The following is a 20,452-nucleotide window of genomic DNA, read 5'->3' as shown; positions in this document are numbered from 1 at the left end:
TCACCTCATAGTCGACCATCCGACCGGGTTTTCCATTCGCTGAAACTCTGGTGTCCGGAACGGGGTACCAAACTCAGCACCACGCCGACTGACATTGCGGCCGCTCGCATCGCGGTCCATGCGCAGGAGCGCAACGGTGGCCGCGGTCGGCAGGACGACGAGAAGGGTGAGGAGGAAGAAGTTCAACAACATGGCGAGTCTCCTAGTGATGTGGCGTTTCGCTGACACCCAGAACACTCGTCGGCTGAGGTAGCCGCGCGCATGAGGCACTTGCCCGATCTTTGCGCCCTAGGAGGCCCCTCCCTACGCCCTCTGAGGTACTTGGGGGACGCGTTTGCCACCAGGGTGAGCAACGTCCACCACCGGCTGGGCGGCGCGAGGACTCTCTCAGGGCCGGCGGTTTCGCAACTTCCCAAGCCGGTCAAGCGCGCTTGTCCCTGACTTGCCCGCGCCCATGTCGCGACCGGCGCGCAGCATGGCGCGGTCGTACGCCGGGCGGGCAAAACGCTTCGCCCGCGACGCGATCTGTGCCTCTTCATCAGGAAGGATCAGGAAGGTTCGCTTCTGCATCCCCGAGAAGGCCTTCGCGGCGACTTGGTCGGCTGACCGCTTGGCCTTCGTGATGAGTGAGACGGCCGAATGCTCCAGGTCAACATCCTTGCCCGCGAGAGAATCAGCGAGACCCGTCCGGAAGAAAGAGGGGCAGACCACGCTGACGTCGACGCCGTGCGCGGAGAGCTCGTAGTGCAGCGTCTCCGAAAGCGCGACGACTCCGGCCTTCACCGTGTTGTAGGTCGCCATACCGGGCGCGTGGACGAGCCCGGCGAGTGAGGCCGTCTGCACGAGGTGGCCGCTGCCGTGTTGCTTCATCATCGGCACGAAGGTGCGCACTCCCCGCACCACGCCCATGAGGTTGATCTGGATCGCGCGGTCCCACTCCTCAATCTCGGCGACGTCGATGCGCCCACCGACCGCAATCCCGGCGTTGCTCACCAGCAAATCGAGTCGCCCCCACGTCGCCTCGACGTGGTTGCGCAGGTCGTCCCAGCCCACCTGGTCGCGGACGTCCAGTTGCCGATAGTCCACCCCGGCCGGCAGGGCACCTTCGGGTGCGTGCTCGTGAACATCGACCACCATCACGTGGGCGCCATCGGCGTGCAAGAGACGCGTCAGGGCCTGACCGAACCCGGAGGCTCCCCCGGTGACGATGGCGTACGCGCCTTGGTATGACTTGGGTTTCGACATGGGGACAGCCTACCTACTAACTAGTAAGTTATGGGGCGATGTGGGCACCCATGAGGCTACTCAGTCGGGCACCTCGACCACTGCGCGCTCGATCAGCGGGTCCAAGTCGAGGCCGGTGGGCAGTGTCCCCAAGGCGCCACCCCAATCTCGATCCAGACGCGACGCGCAGAACGCATCGGCCACCGCATGCGGCGCATGCCGCAGCAGCTGCGAGCCTTGGAATACCAAGGCGAGCTGCTCCACGACCCGGCGGGCGCGCATCTCGATGTCATCCGCGCTCGTGAGTTCCTTGCGCAGCCGGTCCAGGGCTGCGTCGTAGCGCTCATCGACACCGAGCGCCAGCTCGGCTTCCCCAATGAACGCCTCCAACGACGCCGGCTCCCGCCCGATCGCCCGAATCACGTCGAGCGCCGCAACATTGCCTGATCCTTCCCAGATCGAGAGCAGCGGTAACTGTCGATAGAAGCGGGCCATGTCGAAGTCCTCGACATAACCGTTGCCACCCAGGCACTCCAATGCTTCATTAGCCGCCACCGGGCCCCGCTTGCACACGTAGTACTTCGTGGCCGCGAGGGCGATGCGTCGCACCGCAGCCTCTTGCGAATCACCCTGGATGGCACGGTCATTGGCTCCTGCGAGGCGCATCATGGCTGCCGTCGCGGCCTCAGACTCCACCGCGATGTCAGCGAGCACATTGCGCATTGCGGGTTGGTCAATGAGCAGTTTCCCGAACGCCGATCGGTGCCGGGCGTGGTGGGTTGCCAGCACGAGGGTGGTCCGCATTCCACTCGCGGAACCAATGACACAGTCCAGGCGGGTCTGGTTGACCATCTCGATGATGGTGCGAACCCCCCGGCCTTCTTCACCCACGATCCAGCCAATCGCGCCCTCGTATTCGACCTCCGAAGACGCATTCGAGCGGTCGCCCAGTTTGTCCTTCAACCTCATGAACCGGACCGGGTTTCGTTCTCCCCCAGGCAAAACGCGCGGGACAAGGAAACAGGACAGACCGCCCGGCGCCTGGGCGAGGGTGAGGAACATGTCCGACATCGGCGCGCTGGTGAACCACTTGTGGCCGACCAGAGTGTAGGTGCCATCTGACTGTGGCATCGCGGACGTGGTGTTGGCGCGTACGTCCGAGCCGCCCTGCTTCTCAGTCATCGACATGCCCGCGATCAGGCCCTGCTTAGTAGCGGGGTCGCGCAGGCCAAAGTCGTAGACACGATTGGTCAGCAACGGCTCGAAGGTGGCGGCGAGGTCTGGGTTCGTTCGTAGAGCCGGGACCACGGAGTAGGTCATCGACAATGGGCACACCGGACCGGGCTCCACACCCCACCAGAGCATGGCCTTGGCTGCCCGTGCGACGTGCGCGCCCGGTCGATCATCAGCCCAGGGTGCCGCGTGGACTCCGTGCTTCACGCCAGTCTCCATGAGCTGGTGATAAGCCGGGACGTACTGCACCTCGTCCACCCGATGGCCAAAGCGGTCATGGGTGTTCAGTTTGGGCGGCACCCGCTCGGCCAGACGCCCCCACTCCTGCACCTGCCCAGACCCCGCCAAGACCCCTAGTTCGGAGACCTCGGGAATGGCCCATCCAGCACCCTCGCGCTCAAGACCCTCCCGCAATGCGGGGTGGTCGGAGGCATCGTGGCCAACCAACGGGCGGCTCTGATTGAACACTTCATGGGTGGCTGTCATGACGAATCCTCGCTGGCGGGCACAGTTGTGGTGTGCGAAATATTACACCTATTTCGTCACTTGAATCAATACCTGTAATGCACGAAACTATCCCCTGTGCCTGCACCAACGATCGCTTTGGAACCCCTCACCGCTCGCTCGGTCGCTTTGTCGCTCCTCCTCGGTGCACACCCCGGGCGCATGAGTGCCGCCGAGTTGGCATACCGCGCAGAGCAGTTCGGAATCTCGACACCGACTCTCCGAGTCGCGCTCACCCGAGCCGTGAACGCCGGCGACCTTCGTCGGGTTGACGGTCAGTACGCATTAGGCGAACGCCTCGCTGCCCGACAACGACGCCAAGACGAAGGTGTCGAGGTCGCATCAACCCCCTGGGACGGCCAGTGGCGCACGATCATCGTCGTTGCTTCGGCACGCCCAGCAAGCGAACGGATCGCGCTGCGCAAGGACCTCACTAGCCGACGCTTCGCCGAACTGCGAGAGGGCGTATGGCTCAGGCCAGACAACCTGGACCACGGAGCAACCGCGATCCATCACACCGGCGTCGCACTGTTCCGCGGCGTCCCAGACGACGACCCGCGCGCCCTAGCTAGCTCGCTATGGGACCTGAGCGAGTGGGCCCGCCAGGGTCACCAACTCCTTGATCTCCTCCAGCACACCCAGAACCCCGCCCTCCGACTAGCCGCCGCAGCCAAGGTCGTCCGACATCTCACCGACGACCCCCTCCTTCCGGTCGACCTGCTGCCGCCGCACTGGCCTGGGGACCTCATTCGGCGGGCCTACGCCGACTACCGGCGCGAACTACTCGCGTCCGCGCCAAGCAGTCCACCGCCCTCCGTAGACTGACAAGTCCCGACGATGGAAGGACCTCACATGGGAGCGCTTTGGCACCCCTTCTCGGACATGGGCGCGATCGAGGCAGGCGGTGAATTCGTCATCACCAGAGGCGAGGGCACCCGCGTCTTCGACGAGTCAGGACGGGCCTACCTGGACGCCACGGCTGGCCTCTGGTTCGCCAACGTCGGGCACGGGCGCGCTGAACTGGCCGACGCGGCAGCGGACCAAATGCGCAAGATTGCCCACTACAGCACCTTCGGGAACTACACCTCGGACACGACCAATGCTCTGGCCGAGCGCCTCGCCGGCATCGCACCAGTCCCCGGTTCAAAGATCTTCTTAACGTCCGGCGGTTCTGATTCGGTCGAGACAGCGGCGAAGATCGCCCGCCGCTACTGGGTCGAACGTGGCGAGCCCGGCCGTACCATCATCATCGGCCGGCACAAGGCCTACCACGGAATGCACTACGCCGGAACGGCATTGGGCGGGCTCCCGCCAAACAGCGACGGCTATGGACAACTCGTTCCGGACACTGCCCACGTCGCTTGGGATGATGCTGAAGATCTCCGCGCGACCATCGAACGGCTCGGAGCAGACTCCATTGCGGCGTTCTACGCCGAGCCGGTGATGGGCGCGGGCGGCGTATACCCGCCACCGGCCGACTATCTGGCCGAGGTGCGCAAGATCTGCACCGAGAACGACATCCTGTTCGTGGCCGACGAGGTCGTGACCGGCTATGGCCGGATCGGCGGATCCTGGTTTGCTTCAAGCAGATTCGGTCTCGAGCCCGACATGGTCACCAGCGCAAAGGGCCTCACGTCGGGGTACGCACCCTTGGGCGCCGTCTTCGTCGCGCCCAAGGTGTGGGAGCCGTTCTTCCAGCCTGACGCCGGCGTCTGGTTCCGCCACGGCTACACCTACTCCGGACACGCGATGTGTTGTGCAGTTGCCCTCGCCAACCTTGACCTCATCGAGCGAGAAGGCTTGATGGACGAAGCGGCGCGGCTGGAGACCTCACTACAGACGGCTATGACGCCGCTCGCTGAGCACGATGCCGTCACGGAGGTACGCGCTGGCACCGGTGCCGTGGCCGCCGTACAGCTTGGCGATGCGTCCCTCGCGCCGCGAGCCGTTGCACTCCTGCGCGAAGACGGCGTCGCCACCCGCGCAGTAGGAGCCGGTGGGCTTCAGTATTCGCCAGCATTTGTCATGACCGATGACGAGGTCGCCGAACTCGCTGCAGCCACCACCCGAGCACTCGACCGACTCTGACCCATCTACCTGCCGTCGACTAGCGCCAAACACAGGGTGATCGTGCGCAAACACCCTGCATTTGGCGCTAGTCGACGCATCGGGGTGGCTAAAGGTCGAAGAGGCCCTTCACGTCCTCAGGCGTGATCGCGCCGGAGAGCGCTCCACCGTCGTTCATGACTTTGTCGAAGAGATCGCGTTTGCGCTCCTGCAGCGCGACGACCTTGTCTTCGATGGTGCCTTGGCTCACGAGCCGGTAGACCATGACCGGCTTGTCTTGGCCGATCCGGTGCGTACGGTCGATGGCCTGTGCTTCGGTCGCTGGGTTCCACCATGGGTCGAGCACGAAGACGTAATCCGCCTCGGTCAAAGTCAGGCCGGTGCCGCCCGCCTTGAGGGAGATAAGGAACGCGGGTGCGGTACCCGTTCGGAACGAATCCACTTCTGCCGAACGGGCTTTCGCCGACATGGTGCCGTCGAGGTAACACGTCTCCAGCCCGGCTGCCGTCAGCGCATCACGGGCGAGTTGGAGATATCGAGTGAACTGGCTGAAGACCAATGCCCGGTGGCCTTCGCCCGCCAGCTCACGCACGTGGTCGACCAGGGCAGTCAGCTTGGCCGACGGGGTCGTCCCGATATAGGAGTCGTCGACAAGACCTGGGTCGAGAGCCATCTGCCGAAGCCGTGTCAGGGCAGCAAGGATGGCGATCTGGTTGGTATCCGGGTCGTCCAGGAGGCCAAGGACGCGTTGCCGCTCCCGCTGGAGGTGCTGGTCATAAATGCGGGCGTGAACGGGGGTAAGCGGGACGTTGCTGACCTGGATCTGCTTCTCCGGAAGATCAACGGCCACTTCGTCTTTCGTACGCCGCAGCATGAGCGGGCGGATTCGGCGGCGCAACTGATCCAGCAGTTGGGGAGCCTCACCGGACTCGATGGGCTTGCGATAGCGCACCGTGAAGTCTTCTGGTTTGGGGTAGAGGCCCGGCGCCGTCACAGACAACAAGGACCACAAGTCCATCAAGGAGTTCTCAAGGGGCGTGCCCGACATAGCGAGCCGGAAGGGGGCTCGAATACGGCGTACCGCCTGATAGGTCTTGGACTGATGGTTCTTAATGGCCTGCGCCTCGTCCAAGATGAGGCCGCGCCAGTCGAGGCCCTGGAACTGCTCATCGTCGATGCGCAGCACCGTGTATGTCGTCACGACCACGTGCGCTGAGCCCACCTCGTCGACCAATGCACGTCCGCGCTTCGTATAGGTCTCGGTCACCGGGACCACGCGCAGGTCAGGGGTGAATTTGGCGGCCTCGGACTGCCAGGTGCCGATCATCGAGGTCGGCGCGACGACCAGCACTGGACTGGTGAGTTCGCCTGCGGCGCGGGCGCGTTCGAGCAACGCCAGAACCTGAACGGTCTTGCCGAGTCCCATGTCGTCGGCCAGGACTCCACCGAGGGCTGCGTCCCACAGCACCGACAACCACGCGTAGCCGTCGTGCTGATACGGCCGCAGCACCGCGCGTAAACCCCTCGGAGCTTCCGGGCGATCGAACTCGTCCAGGCTGCGCAACCGATCGACCGATTCTTCCCAGGCAGAGGCTTGTTCGGTCACGACCCCGAGGTTGACCAGTTCCTCCCAGAGACCTACCTGGAAGCGATTGACCTTGGTCCCGCCGCCCGTGGTGTCCTGCAAGTCGCGCGCCTCGGAGATCAGGTCACGCAGTCGTTCCAGGCTGGGGTGATCGAGCCGGAAGAAACTCCCCGACTCAAGCATGAGGTGTTTCTCCCCGCGCACCAATGCCTGGAACAGCGGCTCGAACGGCACCTGCTCGCCATCGATCGTGACCGAGACATGCAGGTCGAACCAGTCCGTCGCGCCGGGATCACCCGGTGCGCGCGTCTCTACTTCGATCACTGGATCGGCAGTCACTTCCTCAAAAACCGGAAGGTCTGCTGCCGCCTCGACGATGAGGTCCTCCAGGGCACGAAGATCCGGCAGCGCGCCGACAAATCTCGCTGCCTCGATTCCACTCAGCGTGACTTCCTCCACCGGCCACCAACTCAACCCGCCCACCATCGCGACCAGGCCGTACGGACGAAGCTCGGGTTGAACCCGCTCCACCAATTCGCGCTCCTGCACGCGGCGCCGCCCAATGAAGGAGTTGCCGAGCCCAACCGGGTGGCGATCTTCCCCGTAGGCCATCTGCTGACGAACCAGCACCTCACCAGGTCCGCCGCGGGTGACGTTCAGCAGTAGTCGGATCGCCTCGCCTGCGTCAGCGGCACCGTGGTGGCCACTGGGATGGCGTACCGCCGTAGCGCGCTCGAGTTGAGGCAGGTAGGTGTCCGTGAACTCATCGACGTCCTCCGCCGGAACGTGTACCGGCGGACCACTCAGCAGGTCGCGGGTGAGCGGGTCGAGCTCGTCCTGGGTCGGCGCAATCACCAGCACGCCATCGTCGACCCATGCGACCGCAGCAGGCGGCCTGCCCAAGGGGTATGCCTCTACACCTTCCGGCGCCTCCCCGACCGTCGTGGTGACCTGAAGGCTTCCGTCATCCTGCGGGCGCAATGCGACACCGCACCAGACCGGATCGGGCAACACTCGCGCATGCATCGGCGCCACGTGAGCAGGATCGGGCACGAGTTCGACCCCACGTTCGATGGCTCGCTGCAACACGGCCCAGCCCTCAGGGACCACGTCGGACAGGGTTACCGGTGCGGTGCCCTGCGACCAGTAGGCCGGGCGAATAGTGCTGCGGTGCAACGCTCGTAGCGCCTTCACGTGATCCTGATCGAGGTCACTTCCCGCGGTTGCGTTGGCAATTTTTCCCCATCCCATGCCCTTGCTCCAGGAGCCATTCTTGTTGCGCTTGGTGGGACGAAGATCGACCTCGACGATTTCGCCATGACGACCACGATGCACACCCACTGCGAGCGCGATGGGCTCAACGGCCGGCACCCCGAACTCCGACCGTGCTCGTGCGCTCGGCGCAGCCAGCAGGTGGCCGAGTTCGCGCCGCCAGGGTTGACCAGGCGAATTCGCCTCTTCCAGTAGCTCTCTGACCGTCAGGACCACTGCCGCGACGTGCTTGCATGACAGTCCGACCGGGCAACTGCAACGCCCCGACCACGCTGGTTCGCCATCGGAGTCAGCATCCAGCGCAGTCACCATCGTGGAATAGGTTCGCCCACCGCCGCCGCCCACTGACGCAAGCAACAGTCGGCCCTGGTCACCGGTGCTGATGGACTGGACCCGCTCGGCGTCGAGATAGCCGAGCCCACGCTCGAACGCAAGAACGCCACAAACCCGCTGCACACCCGCATCGCTGACCCGGCGGACCCAGCTTGCCTGCCGCACGTTCACCTCTGTTTGCCCGCGATGCACGCCCCGACCGTACGACAACCCAGGGCGATTCGTCAGAAGTCCTGAGTTCCACGTAGGCTGATGACAGCAGCCCGCACTGTTCTGCCTCGGGCCGCTTCCGTTCTCGTCTGTCGATGCCGATGCGCCGCGACTATTCGCGCCGGGCAGAACCGACTGCATCACTGATCCCTCAGAGGGAGTTTCACCCACGTGTCTCATGACACCTTCAGCACGCTCGGCGTGCCCAAGGCCCTAACCGCTGTTCTCGCCGAGCGAGACATCACCTCGCCTACCCCGATCCAGGCAGCCACGCTGCCGGACTCGCTCGCAGGACGCGACGTCCTCGGCCGCGGTCGGACCGGTTCGGGAAAGACGTACGCCTTTCTCCTTCCCATCGTCGCCCAACTGATCTCCAGTGGTGGCCGTCGTACCCCGATGAAGCCGCGAGCGCTCGTCCTGGCGCCGACTCGTGAGCTGGCAAATCAGATCAACGACGCACTCCAACCCCTCGCTCAGGCAGTCGGTTTGAACTCGCGCACTGTCTTTGGCGGCGTCGGTCAGAACCCGCAGGTCACCGCAATTCGTCAGGGAGTCGACGTCCTCGTCGCCTGCCCGGGACGCCTGGAAGACCTCATGGGTCAGGGGCACGTACGCCTCGACGGCATCGAGGTCACCGTCCTTGATGAGGCCGACCACATGTCAGACCTGGGCTTCCTGCCCGGTGTGCGACGCATCCTTAAAGCCACACCGGGGAACAGCCAGCGCATGCTCTTTTCCGCAACGCTGGACTCCGGCGTCAACGCTCTTGTGAAGCAGTTCTTGACGAATCCGGTGACACACGAGGCCGATTCGGCTCAGTCGCCGGTTTCCACCATGAGCCACCACGTCTTCCACGTGCGCGATGACCAGCACCTCCCGGTGCTCGTTGACCTGGTCTCTGCACCGGGCCGAACAGTGGTCTTCACACGCACCAAGCACCGCGCGAAGCGCATTGCACGTCAACTGAACTCGGCTGGCGTGCCGAGTGTCGAGTTGCATGGCAACCTGAGCCAAAACGCCCGTACCCGCACGATGGAGGCCTTCCACAGCGGAGCGGCTTCGACCTTGGTCGCGACCGACATCGCGGCTCGCGGAATTCACGTCGACGATGTCGGCTTGGTGGTACACGCCGACCCGCCCGTCGAGCACAAGGCATATCTGCACCGCTCGGGTCGCACGGCTCGCGCTGGAAACTCCGGCACCGTCATCACGCTGATGACCGACGCGCAGCAGCGCGACGTTCGTGACCTGACCCGCAAGGCTGGCATCAAGCCGACGACGACCAAGGTCAACCCGCAGCACCCCCTGCTGCAAGAGGTGGTTCCGGGAGAGCGCGAGCTCAGCGGTGCGTACGTCTCACCCAACGCCCCGGCGCCGTCGCGCAGCCGCGGCGGCTCGGGCGGGTCCGCTCGTACCGGTGGCCGAAAGCCCGGCGGCGGTCAGAATCGCACCGGTCAGTCACGCAACGGGCGAGCGCGCTCGGCGCAACCGTCAGGAAATGGCCAAGGCGGCGCCCCTCGCGGTCGCCGAAACGGCCGCGGCACTGGTCGCCGTTCAGCCGGTTCTTCGGCAGCCTGACCCGCTCGTTTCCTTGCGGTCAGCGACCTAGGTCGCGGATGGCAACGTTCCGCACGTCTGAGACGTAGCGTCCGCCCTTGGCATCGCCGGGTACGACCAGGCGCGGGCGGTCAAGTGGCGCGCCGTCCTGGTGGGTGGCGAGCAAGATCTTCTGGGCGCCGAAGCCGGGGTCGAGCTCACCCCATGACACGACGGCTCGGTATCCGTCCTTGGCAGTGACAGCCACCGCGAAGGCCAGTGCGTCGTTCTTCACCGTGGCATCGAACCGCGGGCGGGCAGCCGTTGCGACGTCATAGAGCAACGGCCCCGAGAACGTGTGCGTTTCCTTGGCGCTGCCACTGGCGTATGTCGCCTTCACGGTCTGCGCGGCAAACGCCTTGCGCAGTTGGCCCACGGTGTAGAACCGGGGCCGGGCCACGTTTCCGCGGACGGTGAAGGTTGCCGACGATGACGATTGCTGTACCTCAGCGCGGAGCGGCGCTGTCGAACTCGTCACGGCATCCCCACTCGCCGCCGCCCATCCCACCGGCGCGACGGCCACGACGCAGGCACAGGCGGCGACGACGAGGGCGAATTGGCTGCGTGGACTGCGATGAAGGTTGCGCATGGCGCGGGCCTTTCAGCTGACGGCACGTACCCCTACGAAACGCACCTGCGGATAACGAGCCGAGACTATCCCGCAGATGCGTTCTTTGTGCGGCTGTTCTTTATGCAGATGCTGACTCACGCCGTCCATCGTCTCGATAGTGCCGTCCGATGGGGACCACCATGGGGCTGCCCGACACCGGATCCGGGACGATATGGCACGGAACACCGAAGATCTGCTCGACCACCTCTGCGGTGACCACCTCGCGCGGATCCCCTTCGCGCACAATGCTTCCGCCGGACATCGCAATGACGTGATTGGCGTAGCGTGCCGCCAAATTGAGGTCGTGCAACACCATCACCACCGTCGTACCGCGAAGGTTGAGATCAGTCACCAGGTCGAGGACTTCGACGGCGTGCGCGATGTCGAGATAACTGGTCGGCTCATCCAGCAGCAGCAGGTCCGTCTGCTGCGCCAGAACCATCGCAATCCACACGCGTTGCCGCTGACCACCAGACAATGCGTCGACATCACGATGCGCCAACTCGACGGTTTGGGTCTGCTCCAATGCCGCCGCTACGGCCTCATCGTCTGCCTGCGACCACTGTTTGAACATGCCGTGGTGCGGGTGGCGTCCACGGCTCACCAACTCGGTGACGGTGATGCCCTCCGGGGCGATCGGTGACTGGGGCAGCAACCCAATGGACCGCGCGACCTCTTTGGTCGAGCGCTCATGGATCGACGTGCCATCAAGAAGCACTTGCCCGCTCGACGGCTTGAGCAACCGCGATAGTCCGCGCAGCAAGGTCGACTTTCCGCACCCGTTGGACCCGACGATGGCTGTGACCTTGCCGTTGGGTACGACAACCGATAGATCCTCGACGACAGCGCGGTCGGAATACCCCAGGGACACGCCAACGGCTTCGAGTCGGGGGACCGTGGCAACCCGGCCTGCGCGAGCCTCGGTCGTGCGTTCATTGGTGATGGCCATCATCCGTCCTTGATCGTGCGTCGCGTGCTGACCAACAGCCAGAGCAGGAAGGGAGCGCCCGCGATTCCGGTGATCACACCCACCGGAAGGTTAGAGTCGCCCACGCCATATGCGCCGATGTAATCGGCGGCTAGCACGATGCACGCACCCACCAGACCGGCCAGCGGGACGGCCGTACGACCACCCGCGAGACGACGCGCAATCGGCCCCGACAACAACGCGACAAACGCGATGGGCCCAACAACCGAGGTACAGATCGCCATAACGAAGACGACCAGGATCATCAGCAGCAAACGGGTCGGCGAAGCGCGCACACCTAGCCCCTGCGACGCGTCGTCGCCAAGTTCCAGCACCTTTAGTCGCGGCAACAGGGCAAGGATGATCGGGACGAGAAGCACGATGGCGATCGTCATGCGGAGGATCTCCGACCAGCTCACGACGCCGAGCGTCCCGGTGAGCCACACCAAGGCATCTTGAGCTTTGAAGACGTCGCTGGTGATTAACACCCACTGGATCAGCGATTGCGTCGCTGCGGCAAGGCCGATGCCGACGAGGATCAGCTTTCCGGTAGCCGTGCCACGGCTGCCCGAGAGGGACATGACGGCGAAGGCGATGAGCAACCCACCCAGCGTCGCGGCGATTGCGACCGGCGTCCCATCGAGACCGAACCAGGCCACTGCGGTGACTGCGGCCGCACTTGAACCCATCGTCACCCCGATGACGTCGGGGCTGGCCAGGGGGTTGCGCAGCATCGCCTGGAAGACAGCGCCCGAGATGCCAAACGCCACACCGGCCAGGGTGCCCGCGATGGCCCGCGGCAACTTGGACTCCATCACGATGTAGGACGCCACCGGGATGTCCTTGCCAAACAGGATGCTGAAAAAGTCGGGGATGGTGATGGTGTAGTCGCCCAGGAGTACTCGGGCAGCAAACAACCCAAAGAGCAACAAACCTAGGCTTCCCAGGGCAATGGCTGAGCGCCGATGCACTCGCCGCCGCACCGTTCGGATCACCGTGATGGCGTCGTCGATATCAGTGTGTCCTGAAGTGATCACCGCCATCAGCGTGTCTTCTCTCGACGGACCAGCATCACCAGCACGGGCGCACCGATCAGGGCAGTCATGATGCCGACTGAAATCTCCGAGGGTGGCGTGAGGACTCGGCCCGCAGTGTCCGCCAGCAGGATGAGCACCATCCCTCCGAACACTGAGGCCAGCAGGACCTTTCGATAGTCAGGACCCACCACCAGGCGTACGGCATGCGGAATCACGAGTCCAACGAACCCGATCGGTCCAGCCGCCGCTGTCGCGCTCGCGGCCAAGAGGACCGCACCCAGCGAGGTGACCGCCCGGCCCACCATGACGCGCTGACCAAGTGCGCGTGCCATGTCATCACCGAGCGCGAGCGCATTGAGGATCGGACCAGCAGTCAACGACAACAGGAATCCCAGCGCGAACAGTGGCAAGACGGGCGTCAGAGCGCTGGGCTCACGGCCGGCCACGGAGCCAACCTGCCAGAAGCGGAACGTATCGAAGGCCTCCTGGTTGGTCACCATGATGCCGCCGATGATGCTTGTCGCGGCCGCACTGATCGCAGCGCCCGCCAACGCCATCGTGATGGGCGCAGCCGACTTCGGTCCGATACTGGCGATGGCATAGACCACGATCGCGGCAATCGAGGCACCCAGGAGCGACAACCACATATATCCCTGCAGCGACCCGACTCCCAGCAAGAAGATGCCGAGGATGACGGCCAAGGCCGCGCCCGCGTTGACGCCAAGGATTCCGGGGTCGGCGAGCGGGTTGCGGGTGACACCCTGCATGACCGCGCCCGACACGGCGACCGCCGCTCCGATCAGAATGCCCACGATGGTCCGATCGACGCGACCGGCGACGATGGCGTCAGCGTCCGTACCGGTCGATCCGAAGACACTGGTGACGGCGTCCACGGGCGATACGTTGACCACGCCAATCATCAACGACAGCAACGCTGCTGACCCGGTGGCGATCAGACCCACGACAAGAATCGTGGGATAAGACCATTCGCGACGGGAACGCTTGTTGGCGTCCTCTGCCGCGACTGGCGCTGGAGAGATGGTCGTCACTGCTGTCGGGGCCTATGCCTTCTTCGCCGCTGCCGCCAGCAACGGCATAAAGTCCCTGACGGCCAACGGGATGGACAGTGGAGAGGCGGCCGACATCTTGGCGTCGATGTCCGGGTTATCGGAGGCGACAAAGGCGCCCGACTTGATGGCCGGGATCTTGCCCAGCAACGGGTGCTTCTGCAGCTTGCTGGTCTGGCCCTTCTCGACGACGTAGAACACGACCACGTCAGCATCAAAATCCGAAGCTTTCTCGGAGGACATGTCGACAGAGAACTTGTCGGTCTTTTCGGAGGCCTTCTGCACCACGGGGGGAACGTCAAGGCCGAACTCCTTGAGCATCCGCGGGCGCAGATCGAAACTGGTGTAGAACCCAAACTTGCTGGTGTCGGCGGGGTTGAAGGTGGCCCACGCACCCGTTTTGCCCTCGAGCTCGGGGTACTTCGCCAGGCCATCCTTGATGACCTTCTCGGTCCTTGTCTTGACCTTGGCTGCCTCGGTCGGACGACCCACGGCCTTGCCAAGCATGGCCAAACTCGTCTGCCAGGGGGTGCCGTAAGCCTTATCCGGATAGGCGATCACGGGCGCGATCTTGGTGAGTTTGTCGTACTCCTCTTGAGTGACTCCAGAGTTCGTGGCCACGATCAGGTCCGGATTCATCTTGACGATCTCATCCACGGGGGTGCCATCGGCGTCGCTGAATCGGGCCGGCTGTTTGCCGCCTACCTTCTTCAACTCTGCATCAAAGTGATCGGTGGAGAACTGCTTGTTGCCGCCGTAGGTGATCTTGGGAGCGCCGATCGGCACCACCCCGATAGACAGGAGAACCTCCGAGTCGGTGTATCCGATGGTCGCGATGCGCTTGGGCTCGCTCTCAACCGTGGTGGTTCCGTAGACATGTTTGACGGACACCGGGAACGCATCTGCTGCCACTTTGGCAGCGCCCGACGTGGCGGCACCCGGCCCTTCCGGGGCGTCGTCCTCCGTCGATCCGGTCGAACAGGAGGCGAGGGTGGCGCCCACCGCGGTAGCGGACAACAACGTGAGGAATGAGCGACGGTACACGGGAGAATGTCCTCGATTAATTAGGTGAGGCTTGCCTGACACGAGCACTGTAGCGGCGTGGTGACAGGAAGCAAAAATCGACTCCAGGTGGCCGGCTCAAGGCCTAGGCAGACGCATATCCCTAAGGTCGCGGTACGCAGCGCTCCAGCTCGGCAATCCAGACATCGGCGCTCGCGTCGGATGGCATCCGCCAGTCACCCCGCGGCGACATCGAACCACCCGACACCACCTTCGGCCCGTTGGGCAACGCGGAACGCTTGAACTGGTTACCGAAAAAACGCTTCAGGAAAATTTCGAGCCAATGGCGAATTTCGTTTAGGTCGTAGTCGATTCGCTTCGACTCGGGGTAGCCGGTCGGCCATCCCCCGGTCGACTTGTCATGCCAGGCGTGGTGAGCAAGGAAGGCGATCCTGCTCGGCCGGGCACCCCTGCGGTGCAGATGAAACAGGTTGAAGTCTTGGAGCGCGTACGGCCCGATGGCGTCCTCCGTTGACTGCGGCTTCTCGCCCGCTCCGGCCGGGACCAACTCTGGACTGATCTCCTGATCGAGGATCGACTGCAACAGCTCATCGGTCTCTTCGTCGAAGATTTCCTCGGTGATCACCCAACGGATGACGTGCTGGATCATCGTCTTGGGGATGCCCGCGTTGACGTTGTAGTGCGACATCTGGTCGCCCACGCCATAGGTGCACCAGCCGAGCGCGAGCTCGGACATATCGCCCGTACCCACCACGATGCCGCCCCGGGCGTTCGCGAGCCGGAAGAGGTAGTCATAACGTAAACCGGCCTGAACGTTCTCGAAGGTGACGTCGTAGACGGGTTCACCCTGACCGGCGGGGTGGTCAAGATCACGGAGCATTTGCTCGGCGGCGGGACGAATGTCCAACTCGGCAAAGGTCACGCCGATGGCTTCGGCGAGGCGGGTCGCATACGACTTGGTGCTGTCACTCGTCGCGAAGCCAGGCATCGTGAACGCCAGGATGTCTGAGCGTGGTCGGCCCAACCGGTCCATCGCCTGGGCCGCGACCAGCAGCGCATGGGTCGAGTCCAGCCCGCCGGAGACTCCGATGACCGCCTTGGGCTTGCCAATTGCGCGAAGCCGCTGGACGAGTCCGTGGACCTGAATGTTGTATGCCTCATAGCAATCCTGCGCGAGTCGCTCTGCATCATCCGGAACGAACGGGAACCGGTCGACCTTGCGCCGTAGGCCGATGTCTCCGGCTGGGGCGCCCAACTCAAAGGACACCTCCCTAAAGTCACCCGCACGCTCCTCGTGCGTGCGCCGGTTGTCATCAAACGAGCCCTGCGCGCGACGCTCGAAGGCCAGCCGGTCAAGGTCGACGTCGACCACCGTCGCCGCCACCTCGGTCGGGAAACGCGTTGTCTCGCCGAGGAGTTCGCCGCCTTCGTACACCATCGTCATCCCGTCCCAGGACAGGTCGGTCGTCGATTCACCCTCGCCAGCGGCCGTATAGGCATAGGCCGCGAGGCAGCGGGCGGATTGCGCTCGGGCGAGGAGGTGACGGTCATCGGCACGGCCCACGGTGATGGGCGACGCCGACAGGTTGGCCAGCACTGTGGCGCCCGCGAGCGCCGCCTCCGTCGACGGCGGGATGGGCACCCAGAGGTCCTCGCACACCTCGACGTGCAGGGTCAGCCCCGGCAGATCGGTGGCGCGGAACAGCAGGTCCGGACCGAATGGCACCTCGCGACCACCGCATTCGATGGTCGCGCCCCGCTGGTCGTCGCCGGGAGCAAAATGCCGCTTCTCGTAGAACTCGCGATAGTTCGGAAGGTACGACTTCGGCGCGACCCCCAGGATCTGCCCGCGATGAATCACGATCGCGCAGTTGAACAGGCGCGATCCCTTCCGCAATGGCGCTCCGACCACCAGTACGGGTAGGAGGTCCGCGCTCGCCGTGACCAGGTCCGTCAGTGCAGCCGTCGTCTCCGCCAGGAGGGTCTCCTGCAGCAAGAGGTCATCGATGGCATACCCGGTGAGACCCATCTCGGGAAAGATCGCCACCGCGACCGAGTCTTCGTGACATGCCTTCGCCTGAGTCAGGATCGACTCGGCATTGGCGTGCGGATCAGCGAGACGTACGGGCCCGGTGCAGGCAGCAATCCGCGCAAAACCTTGTGCATAAGACGAGTAGAAGTCCACGTCCCTGAGTGTGTCAGGTGCTGACGCGGGGAATCAGGTCAGCGGACGAATCTCGTCTGTCGAAGGTCACGAATTTGGTCAGAACCTTGCGCCGTGGCTGCCCCTGGCGTGGACTAGCGCGCATGTGGGGAATGCAGCGGATACTTTGGCGGACCAGCGAGGTCCTCAAACGCCGGGTGCGTCCGCATCGCGACGCGGTGGTCGCCCGCTACCCGCAGACGAGTCGCCTCCTCATCCGGCGCCCGGCCATGCAGTCGTTGCGCTGGCAGCGCCTGTTCTGGACCGATCCTGACCGCCCCGTCGCCCCCTTGCCCTACACCGAGGCATCCGTCGCGGCCGTCCTGAGACACGCGGGCGAACTCGGCCCGGCTGATCGCGTACTCGAGGTCGGCAGCGGGCTTGGCTCCACCCTCGCGGCACTGGTCGATCATGGCGTCACGAACGTGACCGGAGTTGAGATCAACCCGCTCGCGGTGGAGCGGATGCGGGAGCTGCATCCGCAACTGCGTGATGTTGAGGTCTTAGTCGGCCCCGCCGAAGACGTACTCGCGGCCTACGAAAACGACTCATTCGCGCTGATCGTCGCGGTACGCACCCTGCGCCACACCCACCCAGACAGCGCCCACCTGTTCGGCACCCTGGCCCGGCTGGCACCCAAGATCGTCACGATCGACGAGCCTGCCTATCTCGGGCGGCACGCCTTTCCATGGGATTTTGCGGCCGAGTTCTCCCAGTACGGCATGCAGGTGACCCGACGCCGACCGCTCCTGGTCGACGGAAGGGCGACCACCAGCACGGTTCTCACCATGGGCCGGCATGCCTCCAACCGGCGACTCATCCGGTCGGCCCGTGCCGTGGCCTATGCCGCGGCGTCGCTCGGAGAACTCCGCCGGTCTGGTTGAGCGAGCGCGAAGGCGACACCCACGACGAGGAGTACGGCTGAGACCACGAACCCGCTCGTCAGACTCTCGAAGTGGTCACTCACCCATCCAGTCAAGACCGGCCCTACCGTTTGGCCGAGGCCAAACCCGACGGTGGCATAGGCCATTCCAGCGGTCCAGTGGGGTTGGGGCAACGACTGTCGTACCGCGACCGTCATCGCTGTGACGACGGAGATGAAGGTACCTCCGACCAAGAGGCCGCTGAGGTAGGTCGTGGCCGGGTTCTCCCACCAGACGGGTAGCGCCGTGCCGACGGCGAGCACCGCCATGATCAGGGCCATTCCGCGCCCGCCAGGCTGATGACCCAGAACTGGACCCCAGACGAATCCTGAGGCGAACGCCGCGACTCCGACGACGGCCCAGAATGCGGCAACCTCCACCGTGCCGAAGCCGCGCTCGGTGAGCAACGCGATGACGAAGGTCAGGTACGCGATGTAGCCCAACCCGAAGCAGGTATATGCCGCCACCACCGCCGCGATGGCTCGACGGTCCCATCGCGGCGACCCTGCCACTGGTGGCTTCGGGTCCGATATCCGGCGGACCACGGGAAGCACGACGACAGTCGCCACCGCGGCAATCACCGCCAGCGTCACCCACCCGAGACGCCAGCTGTCTACTCCGGACAGGACCGCGGGCACCAGCAGCCCGGCCAGCACGATACCCAGGCCAGCGCCGCCGAAATAGAGCCCCAGCATGACGGCAGCTCGACCCTTGCTCGCGCCGTGGCTAGCTTCGGCGACCAGGCCACCGCCGAGCACAAAACTCAAGGCACCCGACACTCCGGCCAGCACCCGGATCACCCCCAGAAGCAGCAACGAGTCGGTCGCGGCGGTGGCCAACAACATCACCGCAGTGACCGCCATGCCAGCGACGAAACACCTTCTCGCCCCGACCCGTGCCGCCAGTGGGGCCGCGATGAGGGCGCCGATCAGATAGCCCGCGGCATTCGCGGTGTTGAGGGTGCCGGCCGCGGAATAGGACCAGCCCAGGTCGTCCCGCATCGCGGGCAGCAGGAGCGCGTACGCAAACCGCGCCAGGCCCAGGGCCACCAAGGGACCGGCTGACATCCCCAGCGCAATCCACAGGCTTCCGTCGCCGTCCGCGCGGGTGGGAGTCCTCACTGGAACAACCTATGCCTCTATGCGTTGTACCTGCCGGACGACTATTCACCGACGTGCAGGAGCATCAATGTCCACGCAGGCGCTTACCGCCGACACTTTCCAGCCCACCATCCAGGACGGCGGCATCGTGCTCGTTGATTTCTGGGCCGACTGGTGCGGTCCGTGCAAGCAGTTCGCTCCGGTATATGAGTCGGCTTCACTTAAGGAAGACAACTCCGACATCACCTTCGGCAAGGTCGACACTGAGGATCAACAGGAGTTGTCGGGCGCTCTCGGGATCTCCTCCATCCCGACGGTCATGGTCTTCCGGGACGGCATCCTGTTGCACGCACAGCCAGGAGCCCTGCCTCCGGCAGCGCTGGACGACCTGATCAGCCAGGTGCGCGCGCTCGACATGGACGAGGTACGCGCCAAGGTGGCCCAGGAAGAATCCTGACCCCATCGGTCACTTGTGGTCGCTGGGGTGGCCAGATTGCGTCGTACCTGACCCCATCGGTCACCTGTTGTCACTCAGCTAGCCTGCGGGCGACCAGCGAAGTGCAGCCGCCACGTGGACCGCGGCGTGACGACGGCGCCCCGCGAGCGCAGCACCGCAGCCACTCGGTCGACCGAGCGTCCCGGTGTCACGAAGACATCCGCTGAAGTGAGAACGATGAACCGCCACCCCAGCGCTTCGATGTCCTCGCGGCGCACGATGTCGTTGCGCCACTGGGTTTCACGCTCGATGTGATGTCGCCCGTCGTACTCCACTGCGACCTTAAACTCCGGATACCCGAGGTCGACCCGTCGCGCTCGGCCACTGCCGTCCTGGACGCGGAGGTTGACTACCGGCTCGGGAAGCCCGGCGAGCACCAGCAGCAATCTGGCAGCCGTTTCCATCCGAGACTCGACTCCCGGCCGCACCAACCTCGCTGCTTGGCGAGCCGTCCGCGCGCCGCGAGTACGGGCGCCATCCGCGACGGCCATCAGTTGTCGTGGAGTCGTCCTACGAGAGGCCACCAGTTGATCTCCGGTGGTGACCAACTCCACGAGTGAGCACGTCGCGGCGAGATCGACGAAGGTCTGTGCCGGGCTGGTCACTGGAAGCCGCCCGAGCATCATCGTTTCGGGCGGCTCGCGATAGCGGTGGCTCTCGATCCCACTGAGACGCGATCGCTGATCACCGACCGACCCGACGTCAACCACGCCCGCGACCTCGGCCCCGGACCCGAGCAAGATGCCGGCGGTTCGGTGGCACAGAAACGAACCCGCTGGCACTGCCCGTAAAGCAGCCGCCGCGAGCACCCGGGGCGTGAGTTCGACGTCGGCGGCAATCCATACGTTGCGGAACAACGACACCACCTCCTGGCGGCGGAAGTCCCTGTCGGTCAGACCGGCGGCGTACCCCTCAGCCCGCGTGAAAGGGTGGCGAAGGTCCATGCGTCGAGTCTTGCCCAGGAACAACTCGCGGAGCGATGTCCACAGGGAGCAAATGCAT

At 64.7% G+C, this 20,452-nt stretch carries 17 protein-coding genes; 5 read left to right on the top strand and 12 right to left on the bottom strand.

Going from position 1 to position 20,452, the window contains the following annotated elements; translation table 11 throughout:
• From F562_RS0114625 to F562_RS0114615, 3 genes are all read right to left on the bottom strand, one after another.
• Complete coding sequence (locus F562_RS0114625; protein WP_018157718.1) at positions 1 to 192, bottom strand: hypothetical protein; 192 nt, start codon at positions 190 to 192, stop codon at positions 1 to 3.
• Positions 193 to 387: 195 nt separating this feature from the next.
• Complete coding sequence (locus tag F562_RS0114620) at positions 388 to 1,245, bottom strand: SDR family NAD(P)-dependent oxidoreductase (protein ID WP_018157717.1); 858 nt, start codon at positions 1,243 to 1,245, stop codon at positions 388 to 390.
• Positions 1,246 to 1,305: 60 nt separating this feature from the next.
• A complete protein-coding gene (locus tag F562_RS0114615) occupies positions 1,306 to 2,943 on the bottom strand; it encodes an acyl-CoA dehydrogenase family protein (RefSeq protein WP_018157716.1) in 1,638 nt (545 codons plus the stop codon).
• A 96-nt stretch (positions 2,944 to 3,039) separates the two neighbouring features.
• Between F562_RS0114615 and F562_RS0114610 the strand changes: the two genes are divergently transcribed.
• Entirely contained in the window at positions 3,040 to 3,786 is a 747-nt protein-coding gene (locus tag F562_RS0114610) for a PaaX family transcriptional regulator C-terminal domain-containing protein (protein ID WP_018157715.1), read from the top strand.
• Positions 3,787 to 3,813: 27 nt separating this feature from the next.
• Positions 3,814 to 5,049 carry an aminotransferase family protein gene (locus F562_RS0114605; protein ID WP_018157714.1) on the top strand — a complete coding sequence of 412 codons (1,236 nt, stop codon included), beginning with the start codon at positions 3,814 to 3,816 and terminating at the stop codon, positions 5,047 to 5,049.
• Between the two features lie 88 nt (positions 5,050 to 5,137).
• Here the strand turns inward: F562_RS0114605 and F562_RS0114600 are convergent, their stop codons facing one another.
• The gene (locus tag F562_RS0114600; RefSeq protein WP_245553661.1) at positions 5,138 to 8,410 is read right to left on the bottom strand and encodes a DEAD/DEAH box helicase; all 3,273 of its coding nucleotides are present in this window, start codon (positions 8,408 to 8,410) and stop codon (positions 5,138 to 5,140) included.
• A gap of 189 nt (positions 8,411 to 8,599) precedes the next feature.
• On the opposite strand from F562_RS0114600, the gene F562_RS19445 reads away from it, so the two are divergent.
• Complete coding sequence (locus F562_RS19445) at positions 8,600 to 10,006, top strand: DEAD/DEAH box helicase (RefSeq protein WP_018157712.1); 1,407 nt, start codon at positions 8,600 to 8,602, stop codon at positions 10,004 to 10,006.
• A gap of 19 nt (positions 10,007 to 10,025) precedes the next feature.
• Here F562_RS19445 and F562_RS19440 read toward each other — a convergent pair whose 3' ends face one another.
• From F562_RS19440 to F562_RS0114565, 6 genes are all read right to left on the bottom strand, one after another.
• Positions 10,026 to 10,613: a molybdopterin-binding protein gene (locus F562_RS19440; RefSeq protein ID WP_018157711.1), complete on the bottom strand. Its 588-nt coding sequence runs from the start codon at positions 10,611 to 10,613 to the stop codon at positions 10,026 to 10,028.
• A 100-nt stretch (positions 10,614 to 10,713) separates the two neighbouring features.
• A complete protein-coding gene (locus F562_RS0114585) occupies positions 10,714 to 11,583 on the bottom strand; it encodes an ABC transporter ATP-binding protein (RefSeq protein WP_018157710.1) in 870 nt (289 codons plus the stop codon).
• Positions 11,583 to 12,644: a FecCD family ABC transporter permease gene (locus F562_RS0114580; RefSeq protein ID WP_018157709.1), complete on the bottom strand. Its 1,062-nt coding sequence runs from the start codon at positions 12,642 to 12,644 to the stop codon at positions 11,583 to 11,585. The genes F562_RS0114585 and F562_RS0114580 overlap by 1 nt, the downstream gene beginning before the upstream one ends.
• Complete coding sequence (locus tag F562_RS0114575) at positions 12,644 to 13,687, bottom strand: FecCD family ABC transporter permease (RefSeq protein WP_018157708.1); 1,044 nt, start codon at positions 13,685 to 13,687, stop codon at positions 12,644 to 12,646. The genes F562_RS0114580 and F562_RS0114575 overlap by 1 nt, the downstream gene beginning before the upstream one ends.
• A gap of 12 nt (positions 13,688 to 13,699) precedes the next feature.
• Positions 13,700 to 14,749: an ABC transporter substrate-binding protein gene (locus tag F562_RS0114570; RefSeq protein ID WP_018157707.1), complete on the bottom strand. Its 1,050-nt coding sequence runs from the start codon at positions 14,747 to 14,749 to the stop codon at positions 13,700 to 13,702.
• A 121-nt stretch (positions 14,750 to 14,870) separates the two neighbouring features.
• The gene (locus F562_RS0114565) at positions 14,871 to 16,913 is read right to left on the bottom strand and encodes an NAD(+) synthase (RefSeq protein ID WP_018157706.1); all 2,043 of its coding nucleotides are present in this window, start codon (positions 16,911 to 16,913) and stop codon (positions 14,871 to 14,873) included.
• Between the two features lie 131 nt (positions 16,914 to 17,044).
• On the opposite strand from F562_RS0114565, the gene F562_RS20360 reads away from it, so the two are divergent.
• Positions 17,045 to 17,815, top strand: coding sequence for a class I SAM-dependent methyltransferase (locus tag F562_RS20360; protein ID WP_018157705.1), 771 nt, complete (start codon positions 17,045 to 17,047; stop codon positions 17,813 to 17,815).
• Here F562_RS20360 and F562_RS19430 read toward each other — a convergent pair.
• The gene (locus F562_RS19430) at positions 17,773 to 18,975 is read right to left on the bottom strand and encodes a YbfB/YjiJ family MFS transporter (RefSeq protein ID WP_040385343.1); all 1,203 of its coding nucleotides are present in this window, start codon (positions 18,973 to 18,975) and stop codon (positions 17,773 to 17,775) included. The two genes, F562_RS20360 and F562_RS19430, sit on opposite strands and share 43 nt — an antisense overlap.
• A gap of 67 nt (positions 18,976 to 19,042) precedes the next feature.
• Between F562_RS19430 and trxA the strand changes: the two genes are divergently transcribed.
• The gene (gene trxA / locus F562_RS0114550; protein WP_018157703.1) at positions 19,043 to 19,411 is read left to right on the top strand and encodes a thioredoxin; all 369 of its coding nucleotides are present in this window, start codon (positions 19,043 to 19,045) and stop codon (positions 19,409 to 19,411) included.
• 74 nt (positions 19,412 to 19,485) lie between these two features.
• Here trxA and F562_RS19425 read toward each other — a convergent pair whose 3' ends face one another.
• Complete coding sequence (locus tag F562_RS19425) at positions 19,486 to 20,394, bottom strand: endonuclease domain-containing protein (protein WP_051080175.1); 909 nt, start codon at positions 20,392 to 20,394, stop codon at positions 19,486 to 19,488.
• Positions 20,395 to 20,452: the final 58 nt, after the last annotated feature.

Origin of the sequence: Demetria terragena DSM 11295, assembly GCF_000376825.1 — a bacterium.
Lineage (GTDB): Bacteria > Actinomycetota > Actinomycetes > Actinomycetales > Dermatophilaceae > Demetria > Demetria terragena.
Note: the sequence above shows the minus strand (reverse complement) of the source record. Positions and strands in the feature narration are given on the sequence as shown.

What these genes read in the sequence shown, in the direction of transcription:
- F562_RS0114625 (WP_018157718.1), bottom strand. Translation starts at nt 192, where the DNA reads ATGTTGTTGAACTTCTTCCTCCTCACCCTTCTCGTCGTCCTGCCGACC.
- F562_RS0114620 (WP_018157717.1), bottom strand. Translation starts at nt 1,245, where the DNA reads ATGTCGAAACCCAAGTCATACCAAGGCGCGTACGCCATCGTCACCGGG.
- F562_RS0114585 (WP_018157710.1), bottom strand. Translation starts at nt 11,583, where the DNA reads ATGGCCATCACCAATGAACGCACGACCGAGGCTCGCGCAGGCCGGGTT.
- F562_RS0114580 (WP_018157709.1), bottom strand. Translation starts at nt 12,644, where the DNA reads ATGGCGGTGATCACTTCAGGACACACTGATATCGACGACGCCATCACG.
- F562_RS20360 (WP_018157705.1), top strand. Translation starts at nt 17,045, where the DNA reads ATGCAGCGGATACTTTGGCGGACCAGCGAGGTCCTCAAACGCCGGGTG.
- F562_RS19440 (WP_018157711.1), bottom strand. Translation starts at nt 10,613, where the DNA reads ATGCGCAACCTTCATCGCAGTCCACGCAGCCAATTCGCCCTCGTCGTC.
- F562_RS19425 (WP_051080175.1), bottom strand. Translation starts at nt 20,394, where the DNA reads ATGGACCTTCGCCACCCTTTCACGCGGGCTGAGGGGTACGCCGCCGGT.
- F562_RS0114615 (WP_018157716.1), bottom strand. Translation starts at nt 2,943, where the DNA reads ATGACAGCCACCCATGAAGTGTTCAATCAGAGCCGCCCGTTGGTTGGC.
- F562_RS0114605 (WP_018157714.1), top strand. Translation starts at nt 3,814, where the DNA reads ATGGGAGCGCTTTGGCACCCCTTCTCGGACATGGGCGCGATCGAGGCA.
- trxA (WP_018157703.1), top strand. Translation starts at nt 19,043, where the DNA reads ATGTCCACGCAGGCGCTTACCGCCGACACTTTCCAGCCCACCATCCAG.